This is a genomic window from Meishania litoralis (assembly GCF_042611095.1).
GTDB lineage: Bacteria > Bacteroidota > Bacteroidia > Flavobacteriales > Flavobacteriaceae > Meishania > Meishania litoralis.
This window is the reverse complement of record NZ_JBHFPV010000004.1, coordinates 237,378-263,761: the sequence shown is the minus strand read 5'-3', so window position 1 is coordinate 263,761 and position 26,384 is coordinate 237,378. Positions and strand designations below refer to the sequence as shown.

The window sequence follows — 26,384 nt, the reverse complement described above, 5'->3', positions numbered from 1 at the left end:
TAAATCTTTTCAGATGAACCTCAAAATCCTTTCGTTATATAGTAACGTTACTTATTTTTGTTTCGTATTCCTTTTTCGGCGAACGGCGTCCTAGATCGATAATTTAACATATCTTTTTGGGACGTTTATATTTGCCGGACAGGAATTAACAAAAACCGTTCCAAAAAAAATGGAGATTCCTTCAAAATACGAACCGTCCAGTGCCGAAAACCGATGGTACGACTATTGGATGAAAAACAACTACTTTCATTCAATACCCGATGAGCGTGAACCCTACACCATTGTTATCCCACCGCCAAATGTGACCGGGGTGCTGCATATGGGGCATATGTTGAACAATACCCTGCAAGATGTATTGACGCGAAGGGCCCGCCTTATGGGCAAGAATGCCTGTTGGGTGCCCGGTACCGACCATGCCTCGATTGCTACAGAGGCCAAGGTTGTGGCCAGGCTCAAAGAACAGGGTATTGCCAAGAACAGTATTTCGAGGGATGAATTCTTGGAGCATGCATGGGAATGGAAGAAAGAATATGGCGGTGTTATCTTGGAACAATTGAAAAAATTGGGATGCTCATGCGATTGGGATAGAACCGCTTTTACAATGGATGACAATATGTCTGAATCCGTTATCAAGGTCTTTGTCGATTTATTCAATAAAGGATTGATTTACAGGGGATATCGCATGGTGAACTGGGATCCACAGGCCCAAACGACCCTATCGGACGAAGAGGTCATCTACGAGGAAAAACAAGGTCTGTTATATTATCTTGCCTATCAAATAGAAGGTTCCGACGAAAAAGTGACCATTGCCACTACCCGGCCTGAGACCATATTAGGCGATACCGCTATTTGTATCAATCCCAATGACGAACGCCACCATCATTTAAAGGGCAAAAGAGCCATTGTACCCATTTGCGAAAGGTCTATTCCTATTATCGAAGACGAATATGTTGAGATCGAGTTCGGTACGGGCTGCTTAAAGGTCACCCCTGCGCACGATGTCAATGATAAGGCTTTGGGCGAAAAGCACAATTTGGAGACCATCGATATATTCAATGCCGATGCCACATTGAACTCCTTCGGATTGCATTACGAGGGCAAAGACCGTTTTACGGTTCGAAAAGAGATTGCCCAAGAACTTGAAGAAAAAGGATTTTTGGTCAAAACGGAGCAATACCTAACCAAGGTAGGAACTTCAGAACGTACGAAAGCGGTAATCGAACCAAGGCTTTCCGATCAGTGGTTTTTAAAGATGGAAGAGCTGGTCAAACCGGCTCTTAAGGCCGTTCTTGAAACCGAGGATATCAAGTTTTTCCCAAAAAAATTCGAAAACACATATCGCCATTGGATGGAAAACATCCGTGATTGGAACATTTCACGCCAACTTTGGTGGGGCCAACGTATTCCCGCGTATTATTATGGCGATGGGCAAGACGATTTTGTAGTTGCCGAAAACATCGATGAGGCTTTAAAATTGGCACAAGATAAGTCAAACGACCCTAAATTGGCGATAGAACATCTTCGACAAGATGAAGATGTAGTCGATACCTGGTTTTCATCATGGCTTTGGCCAATGACCGTCTTTAACGGTATTTTGGAGCCTGACAATGACGATATCAAATACTATTATCCGACCAACGATCTCGTCACCGGACCCGATATTATTTTCTTCTGGGTAGCGCGCATGATAATCGCAGGATATGAGTATCGCAACGAAAAGCCCTTTAAAAATGTCTATTTTACAGGTATTGTCAGGGACAAACAGCGTCGTAAAATGTCAAAATCTCTGGGCAATTCGCCCGATGCCTTAAAATTGATCGACGATTATGGGGCCGATGGCGTTCGCGTAGGCCTTTTGTTAAGCTCGGCGGCGGGCAACGATTTGATGTTCGACGAAGATCTATGTCAACAGGGGAAAAATTTCGCCAACAAAATCTGGAACGGCTTTAGGCTTGTAAAAGGTTGGGAGGTCGCCGACATTCCGCAGCCCCAAGCATCGAAACTGGCCATTGAATGGTTTCATGCAAAGTTCGACCAAACTTTGGTCGAGATAGAAGACCATTACAGCAAATACCGAATTTCAGATGCTCTGATGGCCACCTATAAGTTAGTCTGGGACGATTACAGTTCCTGGCTTTTGGAAATCATAAAACCGGCCTATCAAAAACCTATCGACCGAACGACCTTCGATGCCGTAATCGATATTTTGGAACAGAACTTGAAATTGTTGCATCCTTTTATGCCCTTCTTGACCGAAGAAATTTGGCAACATATTGCAGCGAGAACGCCCAAAGAAGCCTTGATCGTGGCCGAATGGCCAAAAATAGGCAAAAACGATAATGGCCTGATCAAGGGGTTTGACTTTGCTTCAGAAGTAATTGCGGGCATTCGAACCATCAGAAAAGACAAGAACATCGCCATGAAAGAAGCCCTTGAACTATCGGTCATAAATAGTGAAAACGCTTCGAATGATTGGGATGTGGTCATTCAAAAATTGACCAATATCTCGAGTATTTCGTATGTCGATGAGACCGTTGAAGGGGCGTTGACATTTCGGGTAAAAAGCAACGAATACTTTATTCCTATGGCCGGCACCATAGACATTGACGCCGAAATGAAAAAGATTCGCGAAGAACTTGAATATACCCGCGGTTTTTTACAATCGGTTCAAAAAAAGCTTCAAAATGAGCGTTTTGTAAACAATGCCCCCGAAAAGGTTATTGCCCTGGAGCGTAAAAAGCAGGCCGATGCCGAGGCCAAAATCGAGACTTTGGAAAAAAGTTTGGCGAGTCTATTGTAAACGAAGTCCAAGGTTCTTTAAATTATCAATCCCTTAAATTGGCGATTGCATAAAACTTGGTCTAACAAGTACGCTTTTGAATCCGTTTTCATAAATTGTGGATTAAACTTTCTCATAAGAAAAATCAATCCTCGATGAAAAAAACTGTATTTCTCTTGTTAGTCTTTGCCGCCCTGCAATTATCTGCACAAAAAGACCCTATGCCCATAGGTGTGGCAGGCTTGACCCACGGACACGTAAATTGGGTTTTCGGCGCCCAGAAAAGCGGTGATATTACAATTGTCGGTATTGTCGAGCCCAACACCGATCTGGCGAAACGCTATATGGAGCAATATGGGCTTTCGATGGATTTGGTTTTTGACAATATGGAAAAAATGCTGACGAAAAAGAAACCTGTCGCCGTAACCGCCTTCGGTTCAATTCATGAGCATTTGGCCGTTGTTGAGGCCTGTGCGCCAAAAGGAATTCATGTTATGGTCGAAAAGCCTTTGGCCGTAAGTGTGGCACATGCCAAAAAAATGGAAGCGTTGGCCAAAAAACACAAAATCCATCTACTTACCAATTATGAGACTACTTGGTACCCCACAAACCATAAGGCCTATGAACTGCTAAAAAAAGGGGATATCGGTGACGTACGAAAGGTTATCGTTCGTGATGGGCATAAAGGCCCAAAGAAAATAGGAGTCCAAAAAGAGTTCTTGGATTGGCTTACGGATCCCGTTCAAAACGGTGGGGGCGCATTGATCGATTTTGGTTGTTATGGCGCCAATTTGCTGACTTGGCTACATGAAGGAAAAAGACCCAATACGGTTACCGCGGTTACGCAACAATTACAAGCAGAAAACAATCCTAAAGTAGATGATGATTGCACCATTCTTTTGACTTATGACAACAGTATGGCCATTTTGGAGCCTTCATGGAATTGGCCCATTGGAAGAAAGGATATGGAAATATATGGAGAAAAGGGTGTTGTTTATGCAGACAACCGGCATGATATGCGGATTCGCATTTCGGAAGGCTATGATGGTTTTAGCGAAGAAAAATTCAAACTGGAGGAAAGAAAAGCTCCTTTTGATGACCCTTTCAGGCTTTTTACCGCCGTAATTCGTGGTGAAATCGAATTGAAACCGAGTGATCTGTCATCTCTTGAGAACAACATGATCGTCGTAGAAATATTGGAAGCGGCCCGCGAAAGTGCCCAGACCGGCAAAACGATTGATTTGAAATAACTGCCATGCGCGAGGAAAAACTCAAGATTTACGACCAGCTTGTTGCGAAATGCCCGCGATTTGAAAGAAAGGGGAAGACCATGCCCTATACCTCCGCAAACGGTTATATGTTCTCACTTTTTAACAAAGACTGTGAAATCGGCATTCGTTTTTCAAAAGAAGTACAAGAAAAATACATCGAAGAATGGCCTACAACGATTTACAGATCGTATGGAGCAGTTATGAAGGGGTATGTATTGGTTCCCGACAAAATGTTACAAGATTTGGATACCTTGGCAAAACTACTTGATATGAGCTACGATTACGTAATGTCGCTTCCTGCCAAATAGAATTTTCATTTTAGAAAGAAAAGAAACCGCATATACCGAATTTGCAAACTTATAGCGGGTCTGGCAAAACATGCTCATCTTTTTTTTATTTACATTTGAGAAGAACCATCCGATCACGAAAATGAAAAAAATTATCCTTGCCTTATTTTTTATCCTAATTGGATATCCAATCCTGGCCCAAGAACCCCAAGTAGGAATCATAATGGGAACGGCCAGAGGCCTTATGCAAGATGATGTCGAAAACGCTCTCGTCAAACTCAAGGCGATGGGCATCAAATACATTGAAGGTGCCGGTTCGAGAAGTATGTCTAGAGAGGAATACAAAATGTTATTGGACAAACATGGATTTCAGGTCGTTGCGGGTGGCGTATCATTCGAGGATCTAACCAACAGCGACAGTATCGCCTCGATTATCGAAAACCTCAAATTTTTTGGGGCCAAATATGCCGTATGCTATTGGATACCGCATAACGGAGATGATTTCACCTTTGACGATATGAAGAAAGGGGTCGAGGTGTTCAACATAGCCGGAAAGCAACTGGCGGAAGCGGACATTTCGTTGTTATACCATGCGCATGGTTACGAGTTTCGCCCCTATTCAGGGCCCGGTACCATGTATGATTATATGATGGAAAATACCGATCCGCGATACGTAAACATCGAAATGGATGTATTCTGGACGCGAAATGCAGGTCAAAATCCCGCAGCGATTTTACGAAAATACCCCGGTAGATTTCCAGTTACCCATTTGAAGGATAGAATGATGGGGACTATCGACAACCAAAATGGCAGACAGGACAAAGAACGTAATGTCGTACTCGGCACCGGTGATGTGAACATAGCCGCTGTAATGAAGGCCGCTAAGGATACAGGTGTTAAATATCATTTTATAGAAGACGAATCTTCAAGGGCCACCGAACAACTGCCCATGCACTTGGCCTATCTAAGATCTTTAGATCTCGACAACAAAGCAATCGAATTGACCGTGAATAACCTGCACAAGGCCATTATCGCTGCAGATTCGCTACAGTTGCACAACCTTACCGCCGAGGAACTTACTTATGGCCATTCGGGCGGCAGCATTGAAGATAGAAAAATATTTATCGAAAACATTTTGAACGGTACTTCGGATTTTTCAAAGATCGATTTTCCAGATCCCGATATTACGATAAAGGAGAATGCAGCCTGGGTACGTAGTACCATGCAGGCGGAACTTGTCAATGATGGGAAACCTAACCCGATCACGCTCAAAATTTTATATATTTTCATCAAAGAAAATGGATTTTGGAAACTATTGGCGAGGCAAGCCGTTCGATAATCAAGTTAAACACCAATAATTGAACCAATAAATTAATCGACATGAAAAAAGCATCTTTCCTTCTTCTGACTTTTTCATTTTTTTGGGGAATTTCGCAAGAAGCAAAAAAACCGGAAATACTTCCTGCAAAAATCCAAATCAAGACAGCCACTTTACCTGCCCCCGAAGCCGATAAAGACGCGGCAATGGTATATGGCTACGATGAAACCGGACAAATGGTGGTTCTTAGGGAAGGCACTAATAATTTGGTCTGTATCGGCGATGACCCGAACAAAGAAGGTATTAGCGTCGCCTGCTATTCCAAAGAGCTGGAACCCTTTATGAAAAGGGGTAGGGAACTCACGGCCGAGGGTAAGAACACCAAGGAAAAACGCGAAATACAAGGTGCCGAAGTCGCCGCTGGAAAATGGCAAATGCCCATTGTACCCAGCATGATGTATGTCTACTACGGAAGTGATGAAGCGTACGACAAAGCCACGGGTGAACTTGGCGATGGGCAATATCGTTATGTAATCTATACTCCGTTTGCCACGCCTGAATCTACAGGACTCCCCATAAAACCCCATGAAAAAGGCATGCCCTGGCTCATGGACCCCGGCACTTTCAGGGCACATATAATGGTCGGGCCCTTTTAAGCAAAATATTATTTTTTAAAGGTGTTTTTGGTCGAATTTTGACCAAGACCATGGCATTTGTCATATTTTGCCATTTCGCAAAACCGTACTTTTGATTTTCCCATAAAAAATTGGACAATGGATTTTACCTCGGAAGACTTTTTACAGGCAAGAACACGAAAAGACCTCATCAAAATCGCCAAGGCTAAGAGAATTGACGTCAAGAATGTAGTAAAGAATTTGAAATACGAAATAGAATTGACCAAGTTACAGGGCGAACTGGTCAACCTACAACAGTGGATCACAAAGAACAAACTACGTGTGGCGGTAATTTTCGAAGGTCGTGACGCCGCAGGAAAAGGCGGTGCGATAAAACGTTTCATGGAGCACCTGAACCCGAGGTCGTCACGTGTCGTGGCCCTTTCAAAACCGACCGACAACGAAAGGGGGCAATGGTATTTTAGAAGGTACATCAAAGAATTGCCCAATCCTGGCGAAATAGTCTTTTTTGACAGAAGTTGGTATAATCGGGCCGTGGTAGAGCCTGTAATGGGTTTTTGCAATCAAGACCAATACGAACAGTTCATGGTACAGGTGCCCGAATTTGAGCACATGCTTTATGAAGATGGTGTGATTATCGTAAAGTTTTGGTTCTCAATTTCAAAAAAAGTTCAAAAAGAACGATTCGAATCAAGGCTGAAGAACCCTCTTAAAGAATGGAAATTCAGCCCGGTGGACAAAAAAGGACAAGAACTTTGGGATACCTATACCTTTTACAAAGAACAGATGTTCACCAAAACCCACACACCATTTTGCCCATGGGTAATCGTGAAGGCCAATAATAAGAAAACTGCACGCCTAGAAAGTATTCGATACCTATTATCGAGATTTGATTACTCTGATGATAAGTCGTTATCCAATAAGCTTTTGCCCGATCCCAATTTAATCGAGCGCTATTATCGCAATGCCAAACAAATCGATATTTGATATGAAATCGACGAACAATCTGAAATTATCGAAAGAAGATGTAAAACTACTTAATTCAAAGCTGGGCTTGCGCAGTTTGTTTTCAAACAAAAAAATAGATGTCGCTAAAACCCTGAGAGAGGTACGGTATGAAAAACAGCTGCTTGAGAGACAAATAGAGCTGGTCAAATTGCAGACTTGGGCCATCGAGAACGATAAAAAAATCGTGATTGTCTTTGAAGGTCGCGACGCAGCCGGCAAAGGTGGGGCCATTCGACGTCTAGCCGCACATATAAATCCTCGATACTATAGGGTAATCGCTTTGAACAAACCGACTGAAGAAGAGCAGGGCCAATGGTATTTTCAACGATACGTGAACGAGCTGCCCGCTCCAGGAAAAATAGTCTTTTTTGACCGCAGTTGGTACAACAGGGCCGTAGTCGAACCTGTCAATGGGTTTTGCACCCCGAACCAATACGACATCTTTATGGATCAGGTGAACGAATTTGAAAAAATGATCGTGCAGTCGAACACCTATCTTATAAAGTTCTATTTTTCAATTTCCAAGGAAGAACAACAGAAAAGGTTCGACGATATCAAAAAAAGCAACCTGAAACGATGGAAAATGTCCGCCGTAGACGAAAGGGCCCAAGAACTATGGGACGATTATACGAAATACAAGCAATTGATGTTCGAGAAGACCGATACCCCGCACGCCCCATGGGTGATAATAGAGGCCAACAAAAAACCTGAGGCCAGGCTCGCCGCGATGGATCACGTATTAAAAACTATTCCCTATAAAATATAGGTTTTCGGTTCCATTATTTCTTTAATCCTTAGTTCGTTCGGGCAACGGATGTTTCGAGTTTTCTCTTTTTGGCCTTTTTAAATGCTTTTTGTTGAACCTCTGATAAAAGCACAAGTAACGTGCTCAGTATTACAACGTTCTTAATTATATATTGGCCCAACAATGATAGTGAAAGGGTGTTCTCCCCGAATACTTTGTCTGGAAAGAAAATAAGGGGCATGAACGTACAAACGATATGGAGTATGGCCAATTTGAGTACGATGTGATTCTTGATGTTGAACACTAAAAAAAGACCAATGGTTGTTTCCCAAATTGCCAAAAGGATCAACGAAATACGGGGTGCCAGAATCCCAAAACTCAGTTGATCTATAGTATTTATGGCCAGTTCTTCCGCAGGGCTCATCCCCGGAAAAAATTTTAACCCACCGAACCACAGGTAAACCAATCCTATGGAAATCGAAATTAGAGTAGACCTTGTATTTTGTGAATTCATCATCCCGTTGGCCATAAGTGAGGTTTTTATTGGTTATAAAACGTATTACATGCTTCATTCGAACAATAAATCGGTTTACAATCCTTTCATTAATCGATAGTTGAAGCTAAATCTTAAATAGATATTTTTCTAGATACATTGACAATACTTTCGGTCATTTGCCGACAAATAAAAAGCAGCCCTTTTGGGGCCAACTTTTTAATTGTATTTATTAAAATAATTAACTTAAAACTAACTGGGGCCAATATACCCCAATAACCTTGAGAAAAGAATTAACCCATGGTCAAAAAAGATTAACCGGGTATTAATTGAATTAACAAAAGATTAATTAACGTTAGGAAATGGCTAATTTTCTGTTATTTAGTTCCGATTTTGAAGAAAAGAAAATTCTACATAGCAATATTCATAGTTTCGATACTAGGCCTTGCCATAATACAATACCAATACCTAAAAATAGGTTTGAGCCTGGCCAAAATTCAGTTCGATAAAAAAATCGGACAGGCAAATGAAGCAATAAAACAAGAACTTAATTATCGGAACAAACTCACTTTTTTAATAGGAAGGGCCCTTGAGAAAGACGATAGTTACTATGGACTTGGTGTAGATAGAGTTCAGGATGCCTCGCGTAATTTTTTAAATGATATTATCGAGGAAAGGCTTATTTACCATGGCATAGACATCGATTTTACTTATGAGTTGCACACCAAAGATTCCCTGTACTATCTAAAATCGCCTACTTCATTTGAAAAGTTGGAAAATACTACCATATACCCAATAGAACTTGAAGGATACCTCCCCAACCTTCTTGATAAACGTTTGATCCTCGAACTTAAGTTTCAAGACCTTAACAAATATTTGTTGTCAAAGTTAAATAGTCTTACACTACCGAGTCTACTCTTTATTTTAGGAATAATAATTGCGGTTTTATGGGTATTGAGAACGTATTATTGGCAGAGAAACCTGATTACGGTAACCAACAATTTTATTAATAATCTCACCCATGAGCTGAAGACGCCGGTTTTTTCAATGGGCCTTGCCACCAAAATATTGGAAAACAGTGCTACCGAAGAGCAGAAGCCGTTGGTCAATATTCTAAGATTGCAAGTGCGACGTTTGACCGACCACATCGATAAGGTACTTGAACTCGGTAGGCTTGAGGCGAATAAAAAGATGTTCTCTTTAGAAAGGGTTGATTTTAGACCCTATTTACAGAAACTCTGCGAAGAATTTCAAGCTTTGACAGCAATAGAAAACGTCTCGTTTAGTCATGAATTGGAGCCCGGCCCGTACACCATTATGGCCGAAGTATTCCATCTTGAAAATACGATCAACAATCTATTGGACAATGCCAAGAAATATTCGAACGACCCCCAAATACATCTTGAGGCAAAAAAAACGAAAAAGCACCTCGTTATAGGCATTTCGGACAACGGAATAGGAATAGACGAAAAGGATAAAGGTCGTATTTTTCAAAAATACTACCGAGTTCAGAATGGCGATCTGCACAAGACAAAAGGGTACGGACTTGGGTTAAGCTACGTCAAGAACGTCGTTGAAAAACACAGGGGAAAGGTACTTATTGAAAGCGAAAAAAATAAAGGTACAACAGTTTCCATCTTAATTCCGATAACGAATGAACGATAGAAAATATAAGTTAATGTTAGTTGAAGATGATGCCTCACTGGGGTATCTACTTTCGGAATATCTTAAAATGAAGGATTTCGAAATCGTTTGGACAAAAGATGGCCACGAGGCTTTGACGGAAATGGAAGAACAAACCTTTGACCTGGCCATTCTAGACGTAATGATGCCGAAAATGGACGGTTTTGCACTTGCAACAAAAATCAAGGAAAAATATAGCGACCTTCCCTTTATTTTTTTGACGGCAAAATCACTTAAAATAGATGTTTTGAAAGGCTTTTCATTAGGCGCCGTAGATTATCTTAAAAAACCAATTGACGAAGAGGAACTGGTAATCAGGATCAATTCATTATTGTCACGGTTGACCAATTCGATGGCTGCGGAAAAGACCAAGAAAAACATATACAGTTTAGGACAATATTCCTTCAATGATCTAAATCAAGAATTGGTATTTAAAGATCAAGTAATCCATCTGACATCACGTGAGAATCAACTTCTAAGTTTCTTATTGGCACACAAGAACCAATTATGCCGACATAGGGATATCTTAGTCACTATTTGGGGCAAAAACGATTATTTTAACAAAAAGAGTCTAAACGTATTCATTACCCACCTAAGAAAATATTTGGAGAAAGACCCTAATATTAAGTTGGAAAACGTTCATGGACAAGGTTTTATTCTGAGGGTGGCAGATACGAAAACCGAGAATTGAATATATGACACATGATATATTTGGATGAAAAAGGTCGATTTCATTGATTTGAACTTTGCCCATAATTACATACTTTAGACTATATGGAATCGTATGCACAAGCCCTTCTCTACGCAATACCGTTTTTTTTGATACTGCTCATCTTTGAAATTTCGTATGGTTTTTTCATCAAAGATCAGAAGCATAAGGTAATGGATTCGGTATCGAGCATCAGTTCTGGCTTCACCAATATCATTAAAGACACACTGGGATTGGGCATTATATTGGTCTCCTACCCTCTCCTATTAAAATATCTGGCGATTACAGAAATCAAGACTTCATGGGTAGTTTGGTTGATTGCATTTGTTGCCATTGATTTTGCCAGCTATTGGAACCATAGGCTCAACCACAAGGTCAACATATTTTGGAACCAACATGTAATACACCATAGTAGTGAGGAGTTCAACCTGGCCTGTGCCCTGCGACAACCAATCTCGAATATTTTTGGGTATTTTGCACTGTTGTTGATTCCTGCTGCCGTTTTAGGGGTGCCCAACGAAATCATCGCGGTACTCGCACCGATACATTTGTTCGCCCAATTTTGGTATCACACCCAACATATCGGCAAATTGGGATGGTTGGAATATATCATTGTGACCCCATCGCAGCACCGGGTACATCATGCCATCAATCCTGAATATATCGATAAAAACCTGGCCGCCATATTCTGTATCTGGGACCGTTGGTTCGGCACCTTTCAAGAAGAGCTTGATGATGTCCCACCTCAATACGGCGTATTGAAACCTGCATCGACATGGAACCCCGTACTTATCAATTTCCAGCATTTTTGGCGTTTGACGCAAGATGCATGGCGAACAAAAAGCTTCAAGGATAAATTACGTATTTGGTTCATGCCGACCGGGTGGCGACCTAACGATGTAAAAGAAAAGTACCCTATTAAGGTTATCGAAGACGTATATGGTTTTGCACGTTATGAAACGTCATCTTCCCCACTATTTGATATTTATGTGATTTTTCAACTGTTGATAACAGTTGCCCTATTATGGTTCATGTTCTTCAATTATTCGCAAATAGGGATTGACGGACTTTTATTGTTCGGAACACTAGTTTTTGTCGGCATTTATGGTTACACGAGCCTCATGGACCGTAAACAACACGCCGTATGGATAGAGGTTTTACGCGGCGGTTTGGGTATTGCAATGATACTTTGGACAAAGGATTGGTTCGGTATCAATGCCTATTTCGAATGGGGGGCTTGGCTTGTCGCAATCTATTTTGCCATCACCATTTTGGGAAGTATCTATTTTACTTTTTTTGAGAAGAACACCTCGCCGAGCCAACTACCCGCATAAGTCTTCCATTGGCGGTTTGTATTGGCCTAAAATACACATTTACAACATTATCATGTAGTTGGTCGAATAAATATATACTTTTTCAAAGTAAGCCGTTTGTACTATGTCAACCCCCGATGACCAAAATTTATGACACGGCAAGAACATCTGAAATTCTGTATGGTTTGCAACCATCAAAAAAAGGATTTGAACCTTGGATTGGTTTGTAGTTTCACGGGAGCCATAGCCGACTTTGACAATGAATGCCCGACTTTCGAAAAAGACAATGTGCTACAAATGCGGATGGACGAACAAAACACACTTGTCTCGCATACGAAGCTGGCAAGTCAGGGCAAACGTTTTATCAACTTTTTGATCGATCAATTTTTTGTGTTGGGCCTGGCCATGATAGTAGGTACGGTAATAGGCGTGGTTCTTGTCTATTATTTTCCTTCACAGATGTATTTATTGGACGAAGACGACAAGCTTCGCGACTATCTTTTGGGGTTCATAATTGCGCTGATATATTATAGCTTCTTCGAAGGTTTCACCGGAAGATCCCTGGGCAAATTCTTCACAAAAACCAAGGTTATCACCGAAGATGGAAAAAAACCGGGATTTGGCACCATTTTCATCCGATCGTTGTGCAGGCATATTCCCTTCAATCATTTTTCATTTTTGAACCATGATGCCATCGGCTGGCATGACAAATTTTCGAAAACACGTGTTATCGAAATCGAATAGACAAATATTCAACGTTCATGGGTTAATGATATCCTTCTGATTTCCCAAACTTGAAACTGTTAGTTAGTTGATATTGAACATACTATGTGCAAAACGGATGGTGCAATTCAGAAGTCCGTCGTTACGTTCCTAAAGAGGATATTTTTCCACATAGCTTGTATTACCGAAACAGGTTCTTAAGTTTGTGTTTCAAACGGAAACATATGCGACCTTACATACTTGCCGAAACAAACTGGAACGCACTTAAGGATGCCAAGTTCGACTTGGCGGTACTGCCATGGGGCGCTACCGAAGCGCATAACTATCACTTGCCTTATGCGACCGACAATATTCAGGCCGACCACATTGTCGCCGAAGCCGCGCGAATGGCATGGGAAAAAGATGCCAAAGTCGTCATTTTACCAACAATTCCTTTTGGAGTAAATACCGGACAATCGGATATCTACCTGGATATCAATCTCAATCCGAGTACGCAACTTGCCATCTTGGCCGACATTGTTGAGGTCTTGAATCGACAAGGCGTTCACAAACTACTGATATTCAATGGCCACGGCGGAAACAACTTCAAACCCCTGGTGCGCGAACTAGGCTTGAAATTTCCGAAGATGTTCATTAGTTTTTGTTTCTTTCCGCAGATGCTTGACAAATATTCCTTTTTTGAGGAAGCAGGCGACCACGCCGATGAAATGGAAACCAGTTTGATGCTTTATTTACGGCCCGACCTGGTGCTTCCGCATGAAAAATGGGGCGATGGAAAGGATAAAAAATACAAGATCAAGGCTTTCAATGAGGGATGGGCATGGGCCGAACGTAAATGGTCTGAAATCAGCGATGATACCGGGGTAGGTAACCCCCATAAGGCCACAAAAGAAAAAGGTGAACGCTTTTTTAAGGCCATCACACTAAAAATGGGGGACTTTCTGGTCGAATTATGTAATGCGGACCTCAATGATCTATACGAATAGGGGGTTGATAGCGCCCTTAATCGCAACCCGACAAAGGGTTTACATTTAAGTGATCCGGCATAAGGAATCCAAAGTAAGACTTCCCTTGAATACTTCGTATATTTGTGGTCTAAAACAATGCAATGAGCAATACGACCATTGAACATGTTATTCCTCCAAAAGGCAAGCCGAAATGGTTGCGGGTAAAGCTTCCCACTGGTAAAAAATATACCCAGCTGAGAGGTCTGGTTGAGAAATATGATCTTCATACCATCTGTACTTCGGGCAGTTGTCCGAATATGGGCGAGTGTTGGGGAGAAGGCACGGCCACTTTTATGATTTTGGGCAACATTTGTACCCGTTCTTGTGGATTTTGTGGGGTAAAGACCGGTAGGCCCGAGAATATTGACTGGGAAGAGCCCGAAAAAGTAGCCCGATCCATTAAGATCATGGGCATCAAACATGCCGTTATCACTTCCGTTGACCGAGACGACCTAAAGGACTTGGGCTCCATTATCTGGGCCGAGACCGTCAAGGCCATACGCAGAATGAACCCGAATACCACATTGGAAACCCTGATTCCCGATTTTCAGGGCGTCGAACGGCATTTGGATCGTATTATCGAGGTAGGTCCAGAAGTGGTTTCGCACAATATGGAAACCGTTAAGCGTCTGACCCGCGAAGTACGCATACAGGCCAAGTACGAAAGAAGCCTAGAAGTACTTCGCTACTTGAAGGCCAATGGGGCCAAGCGTACCAAGTCTGGAATTATGCTGGGGTTGGGCGAAAAAGAAGAAGAGGTGGTCCAGACGATGAAAGACCTGAAAAATGCAAATGTTGATGTGGTCACAATAGGCCAATATCTTCAACCTTCGAAAAAGCACCTGCCTGTAAGTGAGTTCATCTTACCCGGGCAATTCAAGAAATACGAAGAAATCGGTCTTGAAATGGGGTTTAGGCATGTAGAAAGTGGTGCTTTGGTTCGCTCTTCCTATAAGGCCCATAAACACATCGATTAATTTCATGGTCAAATAAAATCTTCCGCCGCCACGGAATTCTTGAAATGAAGAAAACGAATATCGGCATCAACGGCTTTGGTCGGATCGGCAGAACGTTATTCCGCCTTCTAATCCGCCATCCGCACCTGAATATAGTCGCCATCAATGATCTGGCCGATGCCAGAACCCTGTCACATCTCTTAAAATACGATAGCATTCACGGCACGCTTGAAAAAGAGATAGGCTATGGTGCGCACAGTATTTCGATTGAAAATCGACACATTCCGCTTTTAAATCACAGACTTCCCGAAGAGATAGATTGGTCAGCCTTTCAAACCGATATCGTGCTGGAATGCACGGGAAAGCATAAAACTAGGGAAATGCTGCAACCGCATATCGACAATGGTGCCAAAAAAGTAATCCTGAGTGCTCCCCCGTCAGACGAGTCGATCAAAATGGTCGTCTTAGGTATCAATGAATCCATTATATCGAATGAAGACGATATCATTTCAAATGCCTCGTGTACCACGAACAACGCCGCACCTATGATCAAGGTCATCAAGGACCTCTGTGGCATCGAACAGGCCTATATTACCACAATACACTCATATACATCGGACCAAAGTCTTCATGATCGACCGCACCATGACCTTAGAAGGGCCAGGGCCGCTGGGCAATCGATCATACCCACTACGACCGGGGCCGCGAAAGCCCTTACGAAAATATTTCCTGAACTTGCGACCGTAATAGGCGGATGCGGTATTCGAGTACCCGTGCCCAATGGCTCATTGACCGATATTACCTTTAACGTAAAACGCCAGACAAGCATTGATGAAATAAACGCGGCTTTCGAACGAATTTCCCATAATGAACTAAAAAACATACTTTTATATACGAAAGATCCTATAGTCTCTGTGGATATAAACAATAGTTGCCATTCTTGTACGTTTGATTCTCAGATGACATCCGTAATTGGCAAGATGGTCAAGATAATAGGGTGGTACGACAATGAAACGGGCTATAGTAGCCGAATTATCGATCTGGTCGATTTATTGATCAACAAACAATACGTTTGAGAATTAAACTATCACATAGCAAGATTAGAATCCTTTTAGGGGTTCTTTTACTTTTCATCTTTTTGAAGAGTGCCAAGGGTCAACAGATAGATTCCTTACAAAATGACATTCAATCCTATTTTGATCGGGCCCTGCAATATCAAAATAAGAATGAAATTACCCTTGCCTTGGAGGCGCTCGATAAAGCCGCAGAGCTAGCACAACAAAAAGAAGACATCAAGGCTTGGATCGATAGCTACCACAAAATGGCCTTGCTTTACCTAAAAGTAGATAATGAGAAAAGCTCAGTGTTCTTTTCGGACCGAGCCAAAGGAATGTTGGAAGAAGTAGCATATCCTTATGGGGATGCAATGCAGAAGTATCTAGAGGCCATTCGTCTATTCAATGAAGGAAAAAACTATCTAGCGATTTTTTCCCTGGAAGAAGCCAGACAACTTAACAACGACCGAAATTTCTTCAACAACATTCTGCTGACAGAAGGAAACATTTACTTGAAGCTGGAAAAGTTCGAAGATGCGTCCAAGAATTTCAATTCGTTGGTTATCAATACCGATTTAAAGGAAAAAGATTATCTGGCGACAAGGGCCCATTTGGGTCTGGCCAAACTTCACTACACCACCGAAAACTTTGAACAGAGCGCGATCGATGGCGAGAAGGCCCTTAAACTTGCCGTTGCCAACGGCTTTCAAAATGAAATGCTCGAGGCCAATCATCAGTTGAGCCAAACCTATGAAAGGCTTAGAAAGTATGACCAGGCCTTAGGTAGCACACGAAACCTGATGTTGATCCAAGATTCAATCTTTACGGTCGAGAAGGCCAAGATCGATGCCAAAACCGCCGATAAGATCCAAATCGAAAATATGGGCGATGAGATCAAAAGACAAGATGAGCGCATTGAAGATTTGAGCGAATCGGCGAACCGATCTGAAATAACGGCCATTCTGACTTCGGCTTTTTTGACGATTATCTCGCTTTTGGCCGTTTCGCTGTATCGCAACAACCAAATCAAGTTGAAGACCAACGATCTACTGCAGACCAAGAACAACGAGCTCCAGGCCGCCAGGGACGCTGCCGTGAGTGCCATGGAAGCCAAGACCAACTTCTTGTCCACAGTTAGCCATGAACTAAGGACCCCCCTCTATGCCGTCACCGGACTAACACATTTATTACTGGAGGAAAATCCGAACGATAGTCAAAAAGAGCATCTTAAGGCATTAAAATTTTCTGGAGACTATCTACTGAATTTCATTAACGACATACTCCAAATCAATAAAATCGATGCGAAAAAGTTGGAACCTTTGAATATTGAATTCAACCTTAAAAAAGTTCTAAAAGAGGTAATCGATTCATTGCAGCAAAGTGCCAAGGCGAATAAGACCAAGATTATTTTGGAATACGACGAAGAGATTCCAGGACATCTGATGAGCGACCCACTTAAGTTGTCCCAGGTATTTATGAATCTTGTCGGAAATGCCCTAAAATTTACCAAAAATGGTGAGGTAAAAGTAATCGCACGTTTGCTAAAAAAAGAGGAGGAAGATGTAACGTTGTATTTTGAAGTGGCCGATAACGGCATCGGAATTTCCAAAGAGCAGCAAGAGAACATTTTCGAAGGTTTTGAACAAGGCTCAGTTCAGATCAATCGCGAATATGGCGGAACCGGGCTAGGCCTCACCATAGTCAAAAGCCTTTTGGGTCTTTTTGACAGCAAAATTCGATTGGAAAGTGAATTAGGAGAGGGTAGTTCGTTCTTTTTCGAACTGAAATTAAAAAGCAAGGATAGTGTTATAGACGATATACCTTTTGAAATTACTGAGCGGGATTACAATTTCAAAGGATTGCACTTGATGATCGTTGAAGACAATAAGATCAATCAGGTCATCACAAAAAAGATGCTGACCAAAAAAGAAATCACCAGTGATATTGCCAGCAACGGTACCGAGGCCATAGAATTGGCCAAAAACAATGAATACGATGCCATTTTGATGGATATTCACATGCCCGGCATCAGTGGTGAGGAGGCTACCATTGAAATTAGAAAATTCGATAAGACGACCCCTATCATTGCCCTTACAGCCATCTCATTGGATGATAGCTTGGAGAGCTTCTACGCAGCCGGGTGCAACGACGTCGTTACAAAACCTTTTAAACCAGAGGTCTTTTATCAAAAAATCGGTGAGAACATTTTCGATAAGAAGGTTACTAACACTGCTTGATCGATTTTTTCAATTCAGCGCTCAGAACAGCTTCGCCATCATTCAGAAAAGAATGCCCGACGCTTATATAATGTAAGTTTCTGACCCTACCTTTCAGCCTAACATAATCTTTTTCAGTGGTTAAAACGTAATCTTTGGCATTCAATATTTCAATATCCTCTTGAGTAAAGAAATAATGGTCCTTGAAGCTAAGGTGCTCGAATAAAAGCCCTTTGTTTTTCAAGTACTCTACCAACGGTTCCGGATTGGCTATCCCGGTAACCAAGGTAATTTTCATTTTCTTCAAAGAATCAACTTCCGTTTGAACCCCTTTTTCAGAATGAACATTACTATATTTCAGACAACTGAACAAGATCATTTGGTCGCCGCGGGGCCTTAATTTTGAGATCATCGCCTTTTGGGCCTTCTCGGAAAGGTCGTGAGGACATTTAGTAACGATTATGATATGCGCCCGACGAGCTTCCCGCTTGCTATCCCTAAGATTTCCGGTGGGCAAATACCAATCGTCATTGTACAAACTGCCATACGAGGTCAAAAGAATGGAAATGGTGGGCGATACCTTACGATGCTGAAAAGCATCATCTAAGATAATGATATCGGGTTTGACCAGTTCTTCAAGTTTTGAGATTCCGTTCCTTCTATCAACATCAACGGCAACAGGCACTTCATTGTACTTCGAATGTATTTGATAAGGTTCATCCCCAATATCTTCAACGGTGTTATTGGGCGAGGCAAGTACAAACCCCTTGGATTTTCTTTTATAACCCCGGCTTAGAACCGCAACCTTGTATTCTTTAGTCAAAAGGGCCACCAAGTATTCGACCATCGGGGTCTTACCTGTACCACCGACACTCAAATTTCCGACGCAAATAGTCGGTGTTTTAAAAGATTTCGATTCAAAAATGTTTAAATCATAAAGAAGATTTCGAACGTGGACCACGGCGGCGTATATCAACGAAATCGGAAAAGCTATTTTTCTAAGGAGTTGCACACAACGAAATTATAATATTTTATCTTTGAACGACTCGTAAAAAAACAAAATGACAGTAAAAGAAGTTACCGATATACTTGAAGAATTGGCTCCTCTGTGCTATGCTGAAGATTTTGACAATGTGGGACTCTTAGTGGGCGAAAAGAATATGCAGGTATCGGGTATCTTAGTTACCTTGGACACTTTGGAAAATGTCATCGACGAGGCTATTACCAAAAAATGCAATCTTATTGTCAGTTTTCATCCCATCATTTTTTCAGGATTAAAAAAATTGACCGGTGCCACCTATGTTGAACGGGTGGTCATCAAGGCGATTCAAAACAACATCGCGATTTATAGTATGCACACCGCCTTGGACAATTCGAATATGGGTGTCAATGCCAAAATTTGTGAAATTTTGGGTATCGGCAATCCAAGGATACTGATTCCGCAAAAAGGTACGGTCAAAAAATTGACCACTTATGTTCCTGAAGCCGATACGATGCGATTGCTAAATGCTTTGTTCGCCGCTGGGGCCGGAAAAATGGGCAACTATAGTAATTGCAGTTTCACTACGAACGGATCAGGAAGTTTTAAAGCAGGCGAAAATGCCAATCCCGCCAAAGGGGAAATAGGCACGACCCACCATGAGAAAGAGACCCAGATCAATGTCGTATTCTCCAAATCGGAAGAAAAATCGGTTCTTAGGGCACTTTTTGAGAACCACCCTTACGAAGAAGTGGCCTACGAAATTTTCACCCTTGAAAATTCAGACCAAACTATTGGCATGGGCATGGTCGGTGAATTGCCAAAATCGATCGACGCCAAAGAGTTTCTGTTGTTCGTTAAGGAAAAGATGAAGGTTTCTAACATCAGACACTCCGAGTTGCTTCGCAAAAAGATAAAAAAGGTGGCGGTTCTAGGTGGCAGTGGGGCTTTCGCGATCGCTAAGGCAAAATCGGCCGGAGCGGACCTCTTTATCACCGCAGATGTTAAATACCACCAATTCTTTGAGGCCGAGAAAAAGATGATAATCGCAGATATCGGACACTTTGAAACGGAGCAGTTTACAAAAAATCTTTTAGTTGATTATCTTACCGAAAAAATTCCTAATTTTGCAATCCGTTTATCGGAAAGTAAAACCAATCCCATCAAGTATTTATAAGTATGGCAAAAAAAGCAGAAGTTACCGTTGAAGACAAATTAAGGGCATTATACGATTTGCAGCTAATCGATTCAAGGGTTGACGAAATACGCAACGTTCGAGGCGAGCTTCCACTTGAAGTGGAGGATCTCGAGGACGAAGTATTGGGACTTAAAACAAGAATGGATAAGTTAAAGACCGATCTTGAAACTATAAACTTTGAAATCGGGGCCAAAAAGAACCTGATCGACGAATCAAAGGCCTTGATCAAAAAATATACCGAGCAACAAAAGAATGTTCGCAACAGTCGTGAATTCAACTCGATTACCAAAGAACTTGAGTTTCAAGAACTTGAGATTCAATTAGCCGAAAAGAACATCAAAGAATTCAAGGCACAGATCGAACAAAAAAAGGAAGTCATTGCCGAGACGAAAGAAAAACTATCGGAGCGCGAAGAGCACTTGAAGCACAAAAAAAACGAATTGAACGCCATTTTGGCCGAAACCGAAAAAGAAGAGAAGGCACTGCTTGAAAAATCCGAAAAATACCAAGAGCAAATCGAAGAACGTCTTGTAAAGGCCTATGTACGGATCAGGAACAACGTGAAAAACGGATTGGCGGTAGTGCCTATTGAAAGAGGTGCTTCGGGAGGTTCTTTCTTTACGATACCGCCCCAGGTGCAGGTAGAAATCGCTTCACGAAAAAAAATCATTACCGATGAACATAGCGGGCGAATTCTAGTCGACCCTATTTTGGCTGAAGAAGAACAGGAGAAAATGGAGAAATTGTTCTCCAAATTATAGATAAGTAATAGTCAGATGATAAAAAAAGCCGCCTTAAGGGCGGCTTTTTTATTTCAATAGATCCAAGATTTTTCGTTCGACCTCGGCACTATCCCATTTGGATTCAATATCGGGAATTTTCATTACTTCCTTCATTATTGCCTCCTGAACATCGCCAATGGCCAAAGCCTCAACATATGACCGTTCAGAAAAGGTGACCCGTGAGTAGGCCGGAATCCATTTATCAGGATGTTTTTCGGCAAAGTTTTTTTCAATCCTTTTTTGAAGCAAAAACTTGGGGTCACTTGTTCTGCTGCTCATTTCGACGAAATTTCGATAACTCAATTCTGCAATGGCATCGGCATTCGGTTTTCTAGTCTCTTGATACTCTATAAAAATTTGTTCCCAATTGTCTCCATGGGCATCCATCAATTTATTGAGAACGAAGATGTCTTCAAAACCGGCATTCATGCCTTGTCCATAAAAAGGAACCACGGCATGGGCCGAGTCCCCTACAAGTGCCACTTTGTTCCAGTATGTCCATGGGTAGCATTTCATCGTGACCAGAGCACTGGTGGGGTTTTTGAAAAAATCTCCGATCAAATTTTCAATATCCCTACTAACATTAGGAAAATACTTCTTGAAAAATTCCGTCGCATCGGTCTTGGTCTTAATATTCTCGAACGAGACTTCTCCTTCAAAGGGCATGAACAATGTACAGGTAAAGCTTCCGTCAAGATTGGGCATGGCAATGAACATAAACCTTCCTCTTGGCCAAATATGAAACGAATGTTTGTCCAATTTATGGGTACCATCTTCGTTCGCCGGAATGGTCAGTTCTTTATAGCCGACATCAATGAAATCTTGACAGTAATCGAAGTGGCTTCGGCGTTGCATTTTATGCCGCACCCTTGAAAATGCACCATCACAGCCAAATACAATATCGTAATCATACTCCTTCCATTCGCCCTTTTCGGTCTCTCCTGTATACAATTTGGCATTTGGCAAATCTACATCCCAAACCTTTTCATCAAAGCGGAATTTGGCTCCTGCCCCTTCGGCCAAATCTATCATGCTGCGGTTCAACACACCTCTAGATATCGACCATATCGCTTCTCCCTCCTTTCCATACGGTTGAAAGTACATTTCCTTACCGATTACATGCATGGCCCTTTTGTACAGTGGAATAGCTATTTTCTTGATTTCTTCCTCAAGACCTACCTGTCGAAGTGCCCGCCAACCCCTATTGCTCATTGCCAGATTGATGGAACGGCCAGAAAAATCGACGGTACGTATATCAGGACGCCGATCAAAGACTGTGACCTTATGCCCGGCTTTTCTAAGATATATCGCCAATAAAGAACCAACCAATCCCGATCCTATAATTGCAATTTCTTTGGGGGTTTGGCTCATAATACGGATAGTGATGAAAATATTAAAAGATAAAAGTAATGAATTTCTTTACGGTAATTTAACACGCAACAACATCTAAAGGTGTTATCACTTGCGTATATATTTTGAACATTCCGCGAGAGCGTCTATATATATCCAAGAAAAGTCCTTCACATTTAAACTGCGAAGGACTTTTTGATTTCGATGTAATCTTATTTATTAATTATTCTAAAATACCGTCGACTATTCCATATTCGATCGATTCTTCGGCATTCATCCAAAAATCGCGGTCAAAATCCCTTAAGACCTTTTCATATTTTTGACCACAATTTTCCGCAAGTATCTTGGCGCTCAACTCCTTGGTCTTGATGATTTCCTTGGCCTGGATTTCAATATTCGAGGCTTGCCCCCTGGCACCGCCGCTGGGCTGATGGATCATCACTTGGGCATGGGGCTGAATAAAACGCCTCCCTTTTTTTCCCACAGACAATAAAATACTGCCCATAGAAGCGGCCAGACCGGTACAAATAGTCGACACCGGACTCTTAAGGGACTTTATGGTATCGTACATTGCGAAACCAGAGGTAACATACCCCCCTGGGCTGTTAATAAACAACTGAATTTCTTTATTGTTCTGCATATCTAGGTACAACAAACGGTCGATTACATGTTTGGCCGAGTCATCGTCGACCATACCCCACAGAAATACTTTTCTTTCTTCAAGCAACTTCTCATCGATTGCTTCTTGTACTTTTCCCTTCTTTGAACCCATATACTTTGTTTTTACAAAGTTTCAAAATTAAACAATTTATCCGACAGCTAGAACATTAGGATCAAGTCAAAATATCTTCCGATAATCGACTTTTTTTACATGACATCCGATAGTACTGGTTTACGGTGAACCGCTAAAGTTTGCACTTTATCCATGAGTAACTTTTTTCGTCGAAAAATGTTATCGTTCATCGGCCTATTTACGTCTTGGCGAGCTTTCACCAGTTCTTTGTATAGTATTAACCAAATCTTGAATAACGACAAAAAGCACTTTATTATTCCCCAAAATAATCTAGATGCTACAGCTTGAACTTGACCTTGACAACACATTTATAATATTTCGGGTAAAGAACATAATGTAGCTTCTAATTATAGGGCGATGGTCGGTAAGATCCATAACGTGATAATTATGAAGAAACTTTTACTTCAACAAAATACCTTCACCAAGATTTCATTTATTGTTTGCGCGTTGACCTCGTTCTTCGTCAACGCTCAATTGAAAAAAGACTTTACACCCAGGTATTCAGAAACGTTGAACGGTGATTTTACCATGATCGCCAACAACGTACTGTCGAGAGACGCGACCGATAATTACAACGGTACGGAAAGCAACCATGATTTTGATGACAATGTTTTTGTCGATATCGATAGCGACCCGACAACATTCAATTCAAGTAGTGCCAATTTGGCCAACCCCGCTCCTGGCAACACATGTATGACCATTGAACGTGTGTTTCTTTATTGGTCGGCCGCTGATAAGGAATATGAAGTTGATGGAGGTGGTAACGTGCTTGCCGGAGATGGAGGAATCGAACCTGCTTGGAACTACAATGAAATTAAAATGATGCTTCCTGGTTCAACGACCTATGACGCGACTTTGACAGCCGATGAGGTTATATATCGAGGTAGGGACGAGCATTTTGTCAACGACCCCTATATATGCGTTAAAGATATTACGAGTTGGGTACAGGGCTTGAGCGACCCGTTTGGCAAATACCAAGTAGCAAATGTAAAAGCGACCGAAGGCCGCTTGCTCGGCCATGATGGTGGAAACGTTGGAACATCGGGCGGATGGCAGATCGTCTTTGTATATCAAAGTCCTACTTTGCCGCAAAAGAATATTACTTTATTTGATGGCTACGCGCACATCACGGCCGCCCAAAACAATTTTGACGTGACATTTAATGGTTTTCAGACTGTTCCGAACGGACAGGTCAAGGCCAACATGGTTATAGGGTCTTTTGAAGGAGATCGTGGTATTAGCCAAGACCAGTTGTTGATTTTGAACACCAATGGTATTTGGGAACCGCTTTCAACACCCATGCGTCTTGCCGATAATTTTTTCAATAGCTCGATAACCACATACGGAACCGATTTTTTGGATAGAATGCCGGCCAGCACCAATACTCTTGGGTATGACGCCGCTCTCTTTGACCTTGAAAACTCTGGCAATCGATTGATAACCAACAATCAAACCTCTGCCGTGGTCAGAATGACTTCGAACCAAGAAACATACGGGCTGTATCTTTTGGGTATGGCGGTAGAAGTTTGGGAACCCTCGTTAAACCAATTGGAATTGTATGCGATGGCCTCAAATGAAAACCCAAGGGCGGGCGAAACCGTTCAAATATATTTGGATGTTGCCAATACAGGTAATGATAACATTCGAGATTTGACTTTTACAACAACCATCCCTCCAGAAATGGAATTTGTTTCCGTCGAACCGTTGCCAGCCGAAATTACCTATAATTTCGACTCGAATACACGAGAGTTGACTTTCACCGTAGCCGATGGATATACCGATGTGTCGGGCGCTCCTTATACCATACAATATGCCTTGCGCGTTCAAGATGATTCATATTTTGCCGGCCTCCCCGCATGTACTTTTGAATCGAGTTCCCAAACTTTGGCCTCATTTTCAGGCGAAATAAATACAACTCAAAAGATGGCCTACAGTTCGTTCACCTTCGATGATTGTGGTGTTGGAAATGAAGATGCAACCATTATCAATATAAGCATTACCGACGTTCAGGCACCCACCTTTGATGGAAGCCTGCCATCTGATATCACCGTCGAATGTGACGAAGTGCCCGATCCGGCCGTTTTGACCGCCACTGACTACTGCGACATGAATCCCATTGTTACCTTTGATGAAACAGCGACCAATAACCGTGATTGCACCACGGGTTATGAAATCACAAGAACTTGGACGGCAACCGACGATAGTGGCAACAGCCTTGTACATACCCAGATTATCACCGTCAATGGAAACCCATGCCTGATGGATATCGAGGCCCCGGTCTTTGTCGAAGAACTTCCCATGGATATTACGGTCGATTGTGATAATGTTCCAGATGCGGAGATTCTGACCGCAATCGATAATTGTGATATGGACCCCGAGGTAACCTTCACTGAAACAGCGACCAATAACCGTGATTGTGCCACCGGTTATGAAATTACAAGAACTTGGACGGCAACCGACGATAGTGGCAACAGCCTTGTACATACCCAGATTATCACCGTCAATGGGAACCCATGCCTGATGGATATCGAGGCCCCGGTCTTTGTCGAAGAACTTCCCATGGATATTACGGTCGATTGTGATAATGTTCCAGATGCGGAGATTCTGACCGCAATCGATAATTGTGATATGGACCCCGATGTCACCTTCACCGAAACCGCCACAAATGACCGTGATTGCACCACCGGTTATGAAATCACAAGAACATGGACGGCCATCGATGATGCCGGAAATCAAATGTCACATACCCAAATTATCATTGTAAATGCCGATATGCCCTGTAATCTAGATGATTTGGTAGTCTCAAAGACAATTACTTCAAATGGTGATGGTATTAATGACTTGTTCGAAATAACCGGTCTTGAAGCATGTAATTACATTTATAAACTCAAAATATTCAATCGCTGGGGCAATATAGTCTACGAATCGAACGATTATAAAAATGATTGGGGAGGTTTTGCGCCCGACAATTCCCTTGGAAATTCAGGCATGTTGCCTTCTGGAACTTATTATTACATAATAGGTTTTAATGATCTAGAAACTCAACCGGTCAGTGGATATATATATATCGGATCCAATATTTAA

22 protein-coding genes are annotated in these 26,384 nt (G+C 41.9%); 18 read left to right on the top strand and 4 right to left on the bottom strand.

Features of this window, described 5'->3' with window-relative positions; genetic code table 11:
- Window positions 1–169: 169 nt before the first annotated feature.
- The 7 genes from ACEZ3G_RS14790 (at window position 170) to ppk2 (ACEZ3G_RS14760) (ending at window position 8,064) form a co-directional block, all read left to right on the top strand.
- On the top strand, window positions 170–2,800 hold the full coding sequence (locus tag ACEZ3G_RS14790; RefSeq protein ID WP_432426291.1) for a valine--tRNA ligase: 2,631 nt from the start codon (window positions 170–172) through the stop codon (window positions 2,798–2,800).
- Window positions 2,801–2,934: 134 nt separating this feature from the next.
- Window positions 2,935–4,029: a Gfo/Idh/MocA family protein gene (locus ACEZ3G_RS14785; RefSeq protein ID WP_432426290.1), complete on the top strand. Its 1,095-nt coding sequence runs from the start codon at window positions 2,935–2,937 to the stop codon at window positions 4,027–4,029.
- A 5-nt stretch (window positions 4,030–4,034) separates the two neighbouring features.
- Complete coding sequence (locus tag ACEZ3G_RS14780) at window positions 4,035–4,358, top strand: hypothetical protein (protein ID WP_432426289.1); 324 nt, start codon at window positions 4,035–4,037, stop codon at window positions 4,356–4,358.
- 121 nt (window positions 4,359–4,479) lie between these two features.
- Window positions 4,480–5,676 (top strand): DUF4440 domain-containing protein, encoded by a 1,197-nt coding sequence (locus tag ACEZ3G_RS14775; protein ID WP_432426288.1) that lies wholly within the window; start codon window positions 4,480–4,482, stop codon window positions 5,674–5,676.
- A 41-nt stretch (window positions 5,677–5,717) separates the two neighbouring features.
- Window positions 5,718–6,311, top strand: coding sequence for a hypothetical protein (locus tag ACEZ3G_RS14770; protein ID WP_432426287.1), 594 nt, complete (start codon window positions 5,718–5,720; stop codon window positions 6,309–6,311).
- Window positions 6,312–6,428: 117 nt separating this feature from the next.
- Window positions 6,429–7,277: a polyphosphate kinase 2 gene (gene ppk2 / locus ACEZ3G_RS14765; protein WP_432426286.1), complete on the top strand. Its 849-nt coding sequence runs from the start codon at window positions 6,429–6,431 to the stop codon at window positions 7,275–7,277.
- 1 nt (window position 7,278) lies between these two features.
- Window positions 7,279–8,064 carry a polyphosphate kinase 2 gene (gene ppk2 / locus ACEZ3G_RS14760; protein WP_432426285.1) on the top strand — a complete coding sequence of 262 codons (786 nt, stop codon included), beginning with the start codon at window positions 7,279–7,281 and terminating at the stop codon, window positions 8,062–8,064.
- 28 nt (window positions 8,065–8,092) lie between these two features.
- On the opposite strand, the gene ACEZ3G_RS14755 is transcribed toward ppk2 (ACEZ3G_RS14760), so the two are convergent.
- Window positions 8,093–8,467 (bottom strand): doxx family protein, encoded by a 375-nt coding sequence (locus ACEZ3G_RS14755; protein WP_432426284.1) that lies wholly within the window; start codon window positions 8,465–8,467, stop codon window positions 8,093–8,095.
- A gap of 462 nt (window positions 8,468–8,929) precedes the next feature.
- Between ACEZ3G_RS14755 and ACEZ3G_RS14750 the strand changes: the two genes are divergently transcribed.
- From ACEZ3G_RS14750 to ACEZ3G_RS14715, 8 genes are all read left to right on the top strand, one after another.
- Window positions 8,930–10,201: a sensor histidine kinase gene (locus tag ACEZ3G_RS14750; protein ID WP_432426283.1), complete on the top strand. Its 1,272-nt coding sequence runs from the start codon at window positions 8,930–8,932 to the stop codon at window positions 10,199–10,201.
- Window positions 10,191–10,910 (top strand): response regulator transcription factor, encoded by a 720-nt coding sequence (locus ACEZ3G_RS14745; protein ID WP_432426282.1) that lies wholly within the window; start codon window positions 10,191–10,193, stop codon window positions 10,908–10,910. The genes ACEZ3G_RS14750 and ACEZ3G_RS14745 overlap by 11 nt, the downstream gene beginning before the upstream one ends.
- A gap of 83 nt (window positions 10,911–10,993) precedes the next feature.
- Window positions 10,994–12,262 carry a sterol desaturase family protein gene (locus ACEZ3G_RS14740; RefSeq protein WP_432426281.1) on the top strand — a complete coding sequence of 423 codons (1,269 nt, stop codon included), beginning with the start codon at window positions 10,994–10,996 and terminating at the stop codon, window positions 12,260–12,262.
- 186 nt (window positions 12,263–12,448) lie between these two features.
- Window positions 12,449–12,985, top strand: a complete 537-nt coding sequence (locus ACEZ3G_RS14735) for an RDD family protein (RefSeq protein WP_432426280.1) — start codon at window positions 12,449–12,451, stop codon at window positions 12,983–12,985.
- A gap of 203 nt (window positions 12,986–13,188) precedes the next feature.
- Window positions 13,189–13,950, top strand: coding sequence for a creatininase family protein (locus ACEZ3G_RS14730; protein ID WP_432426279.1), 762 nt, complete (start codon window positions 13,189–13,191; stop codon window positions 13,948–13,950).
- Window positions 13,951–14,072: 122 nt separating this feature from the next.
- Window positions 14,073–14,948, top strand: coding sequence for a lipoyl synthase (gene lipA / locus ACEZ3G_RS14725; RefSeq protein ID WP_432426278.1), 876 nt, complete (start codon window positions 14,073–14,075; stop codon window positions 14,946–14,948).
- 44 nt (window positions 14,949–14,992) lie between these two features.
- The gene (gene gap / locus ACEZ3G_RS14720) at window positions 14,993–16,003 is read left to right on the top strand and encodes a type I glyceraldehyde-3-phosphate dehydrogenase (protein WP_432426277.1); all 1,011 of its coding nucleotides are present in this window, start codon (window positions 14,993–14,995) and stop codon (window positions 16,001–16,003) included.
- Window positions 16,000–18,219, top strand: a complete 2,220-nt coding sequence (locus tag ACEZ3G_RS14715; RefSeq protein WP_432426276.1) for an ATP-binding protein — start codon at window positions 16,000–16,002, stop codon at window positions 18,217–18,219. Before gap ends, ACEZ3G_RS14715 begins: the two co-directional genes overlap by 4 nt.
- Here ACEZ3G_RS14715 and lpxK read toward each other — a convergent pair.
- Window positions 18,206–19,210 carry a tetraacyldisaccharide 4'-kinase gene (gene lpxK / locus ACEZ3G_RS14710; protein WP_432426275.1) on the bottom strand — a complete coding sequence of 335 codons (1,005 nt, stop codon included), beginning with the start codon at window positions 19,208–19,210 and terminating at the stop codon, window positions 18,206–18,208. The two genes, ACEZ3G_RS14715 and lpxK, sit on opposite strands and share 14 nt — an antisense overlap.
- A 49-nt stretch (window positions 19,211–19,259) precedes the next feature.
- On the opposite strand from lpxK, the gene ACEZ3G_RS14705 reads away from it, so the two are divergent.
- Complete coding sequence (locus tag ACEZ3G_RS14705) at window positions 19,260–20,354, top strand: Nif3-like dinuclear metal center hexameric protein (RefSeq protein WP_432426274.1); 1,095 nt, start codon at window positions 19,260–19,262, stop codon at window positions 20,352–20,354.
- Between the two features lie 2 nt (window positions 20,355–20,356).
- Complete coding sequence (locus ACEZ3G_RS14700) at window positions 20,357–21,136, top strand: zinc ribbon domain-containing protein (RefSeq protein WP_432426273.1); 780 nt, start codon at window positions 20,357–20,359, stop codon at window positions 21,134–21,136.
- 48 nt (window positions 21,137–21,184) lie between these two features.
- Here the strand turns inward: ACEZ3G_RS14700 and ACEZ3G_RS14695 are convergent, their stop codons facing one another.
- Both ACEZ3G_RS14695 and ACEZ3G_RS14690 read right to left on the bottom strand, forming a co-directional pair.
- Window positions 21,185–22,528 carry an FAD-dependent oxidoreductase gene (locus ACEZ3G_RS14695; RefSeq protein WP_432426272.1) on the bottom strand — a complete coding sequence of 448 codons (1,344 nt, stop codon included), beginning with the start codon at window positions 22,526–22,528 and terminating at the stop codon, window positions 21,185–21,187.
- 202 nt (window positions 22,529–22,730) lie between these two features.
- Complete coding sequence (locus tag ACEZ3G_RS14690) at window positions 22,731–23,279, bottom strand: ClpP family protease (protein ID WP_432426271.1); 549 nt, start codon at window positions 23,277–23,279, stop codon at window positions 22,731–22,733.
- Between the two features lie 408 nt (window positions 23,280–23,687).
- Between ACEZ3G_RS14690 and ACEZ3G_RS14685 the strand changes: the two genes are divergently transcribed.
- Window positions 23,688–26,384 carry a T9SS type B sorting domain-containing protein gene (locus ACEZ3G_RS14685; protein WP_432426270.1) on the top strand — a complete coding sequence of 899 codons (2,697 nt, stop codon included), beginning with the start codon at window positions 23,688–23,690 and terminating at the stop codon, window positions 26,382–26,384.

Coding starts and splice junctions, on each gene's coding strand:
- ACEZ3G_RS14790 (WP_432426291.1), top strand. CDS start 170: ATGGAGATTCCTTCAAAATACGAACCGTCCAGTGCCGAAAACCGATGG.
- ACEZ3G_RS14785 (WP_432426290.1), top strand. CDS start 2,935: ATGAAAAAAACTGTATTTCTCTTGTTAGTCTTTGCCGCCCTGCAATTA.
- ACEZ3G_RS14780 (WP_432426289.1), top strand. CDS start 4,035: ATGCGCGAGGAAAAACTCAAGATTTACGACCAGCTTGTTGCGAAATGC.
- ACEZ3G_RS14775 (WP_432426288.1), top strand. CDS start 4,480: ATGAAAAAAATTATCCTTGCCTTATTTTTTATCCTAATTGGATATCCA.
- ACEZ3G_RS14770 (WP_432426287.1), top strand. CDS start 5,718: ATGAAAAAAGCATCTTTCCTTCTTCTGACTTTTTCATTTTTTTGGGGA.
- ppk2 (WP_432426286.1), top strand. CDS start 6,429: ATGGATTTTACCTCGGAAGACTTTTTACAGGCAAGAACACGAAAAGAC.
- ppk2 (WP_432426285.1), top strand. CDS start 7,279: ATGAAATCGACGAACAATCTGAAATTATCGAAAGAAGATGTAAAACTA.
- ACEZ3G_RS14755 (WP_432426284.1), bottom strand. CDS start 8,467: ATGAGCCCTGCGGAAGAACTGGCCATAAATACTATAGATCAACTGAGT.
- ACEZ3G_RS14745 (WP_432426282.1), top strand. CDS start 10,191: ATGAACGATAGAAAATATAAGTTAATGTTAGTTGAAGATGATGCCTCA.
- ACEZ3G_RS14740 (WP_432426281.1), top strand. CDS start 10,994: ATGGAATCGTATGCACAAGCCCTTCTCTACGCAATACCGTTTTTTTTG.
- ACEZ3G_RS14730 (WP_432426279.1), top strand. CDS start 13,189: ATGCGACCTTACATACTTGCCGAAACAAACTGGAACGCACTTAAGGAT.
- lipA (WP_432426278.1), top strand. CDS start 14,073: ATGAGCAATACGACCATTGAACATGTTATTCCTCCAAAAGGCAAGCCG.
- gap (WP_432426277.1), top strand. CDS start 14,993: ATGAAGAAAACGAATATCGGCATCAACGGCTTTGGTCGGATCGGCAGA.
- ACEZ3G_RS14705 (WP_432426274.1), top strand. CDS start 19,260: ATGACAGTAAAAGAAGTTACCGATATACTTGAAGAATTGGCTCCTCTG.
- ACEZ3G_RS14700 (WP_432426273.1), top strand. CDS start 20,357: ATGGCAAAAAAAGCAGAAGTTACCGTTGAAGACAAATTAAGGGCATTA.
- ACEZ3G_RS14695 (WP_432426272.1), bottom strand. CDS start 22,528: ATGAGCCAAACCCCCAAAGAAATTGCAATTATAGGATCGGGATTGGTT.
- ACEZ3G_RS14690 (WP_432426271.1), bottom strand. CDS start 23,279: ATGGGTTCAAAGAAGGGAAAAGTACAAGAAGCAATCGATGAGAAGTTG.
- ACEZ3G_RS14685 (WP_432426270.1), top strand. CDS start 23,688: ATGAAGAAACTTTTACTTCAACAAAATACCTTCACCAAGATTTCATTT.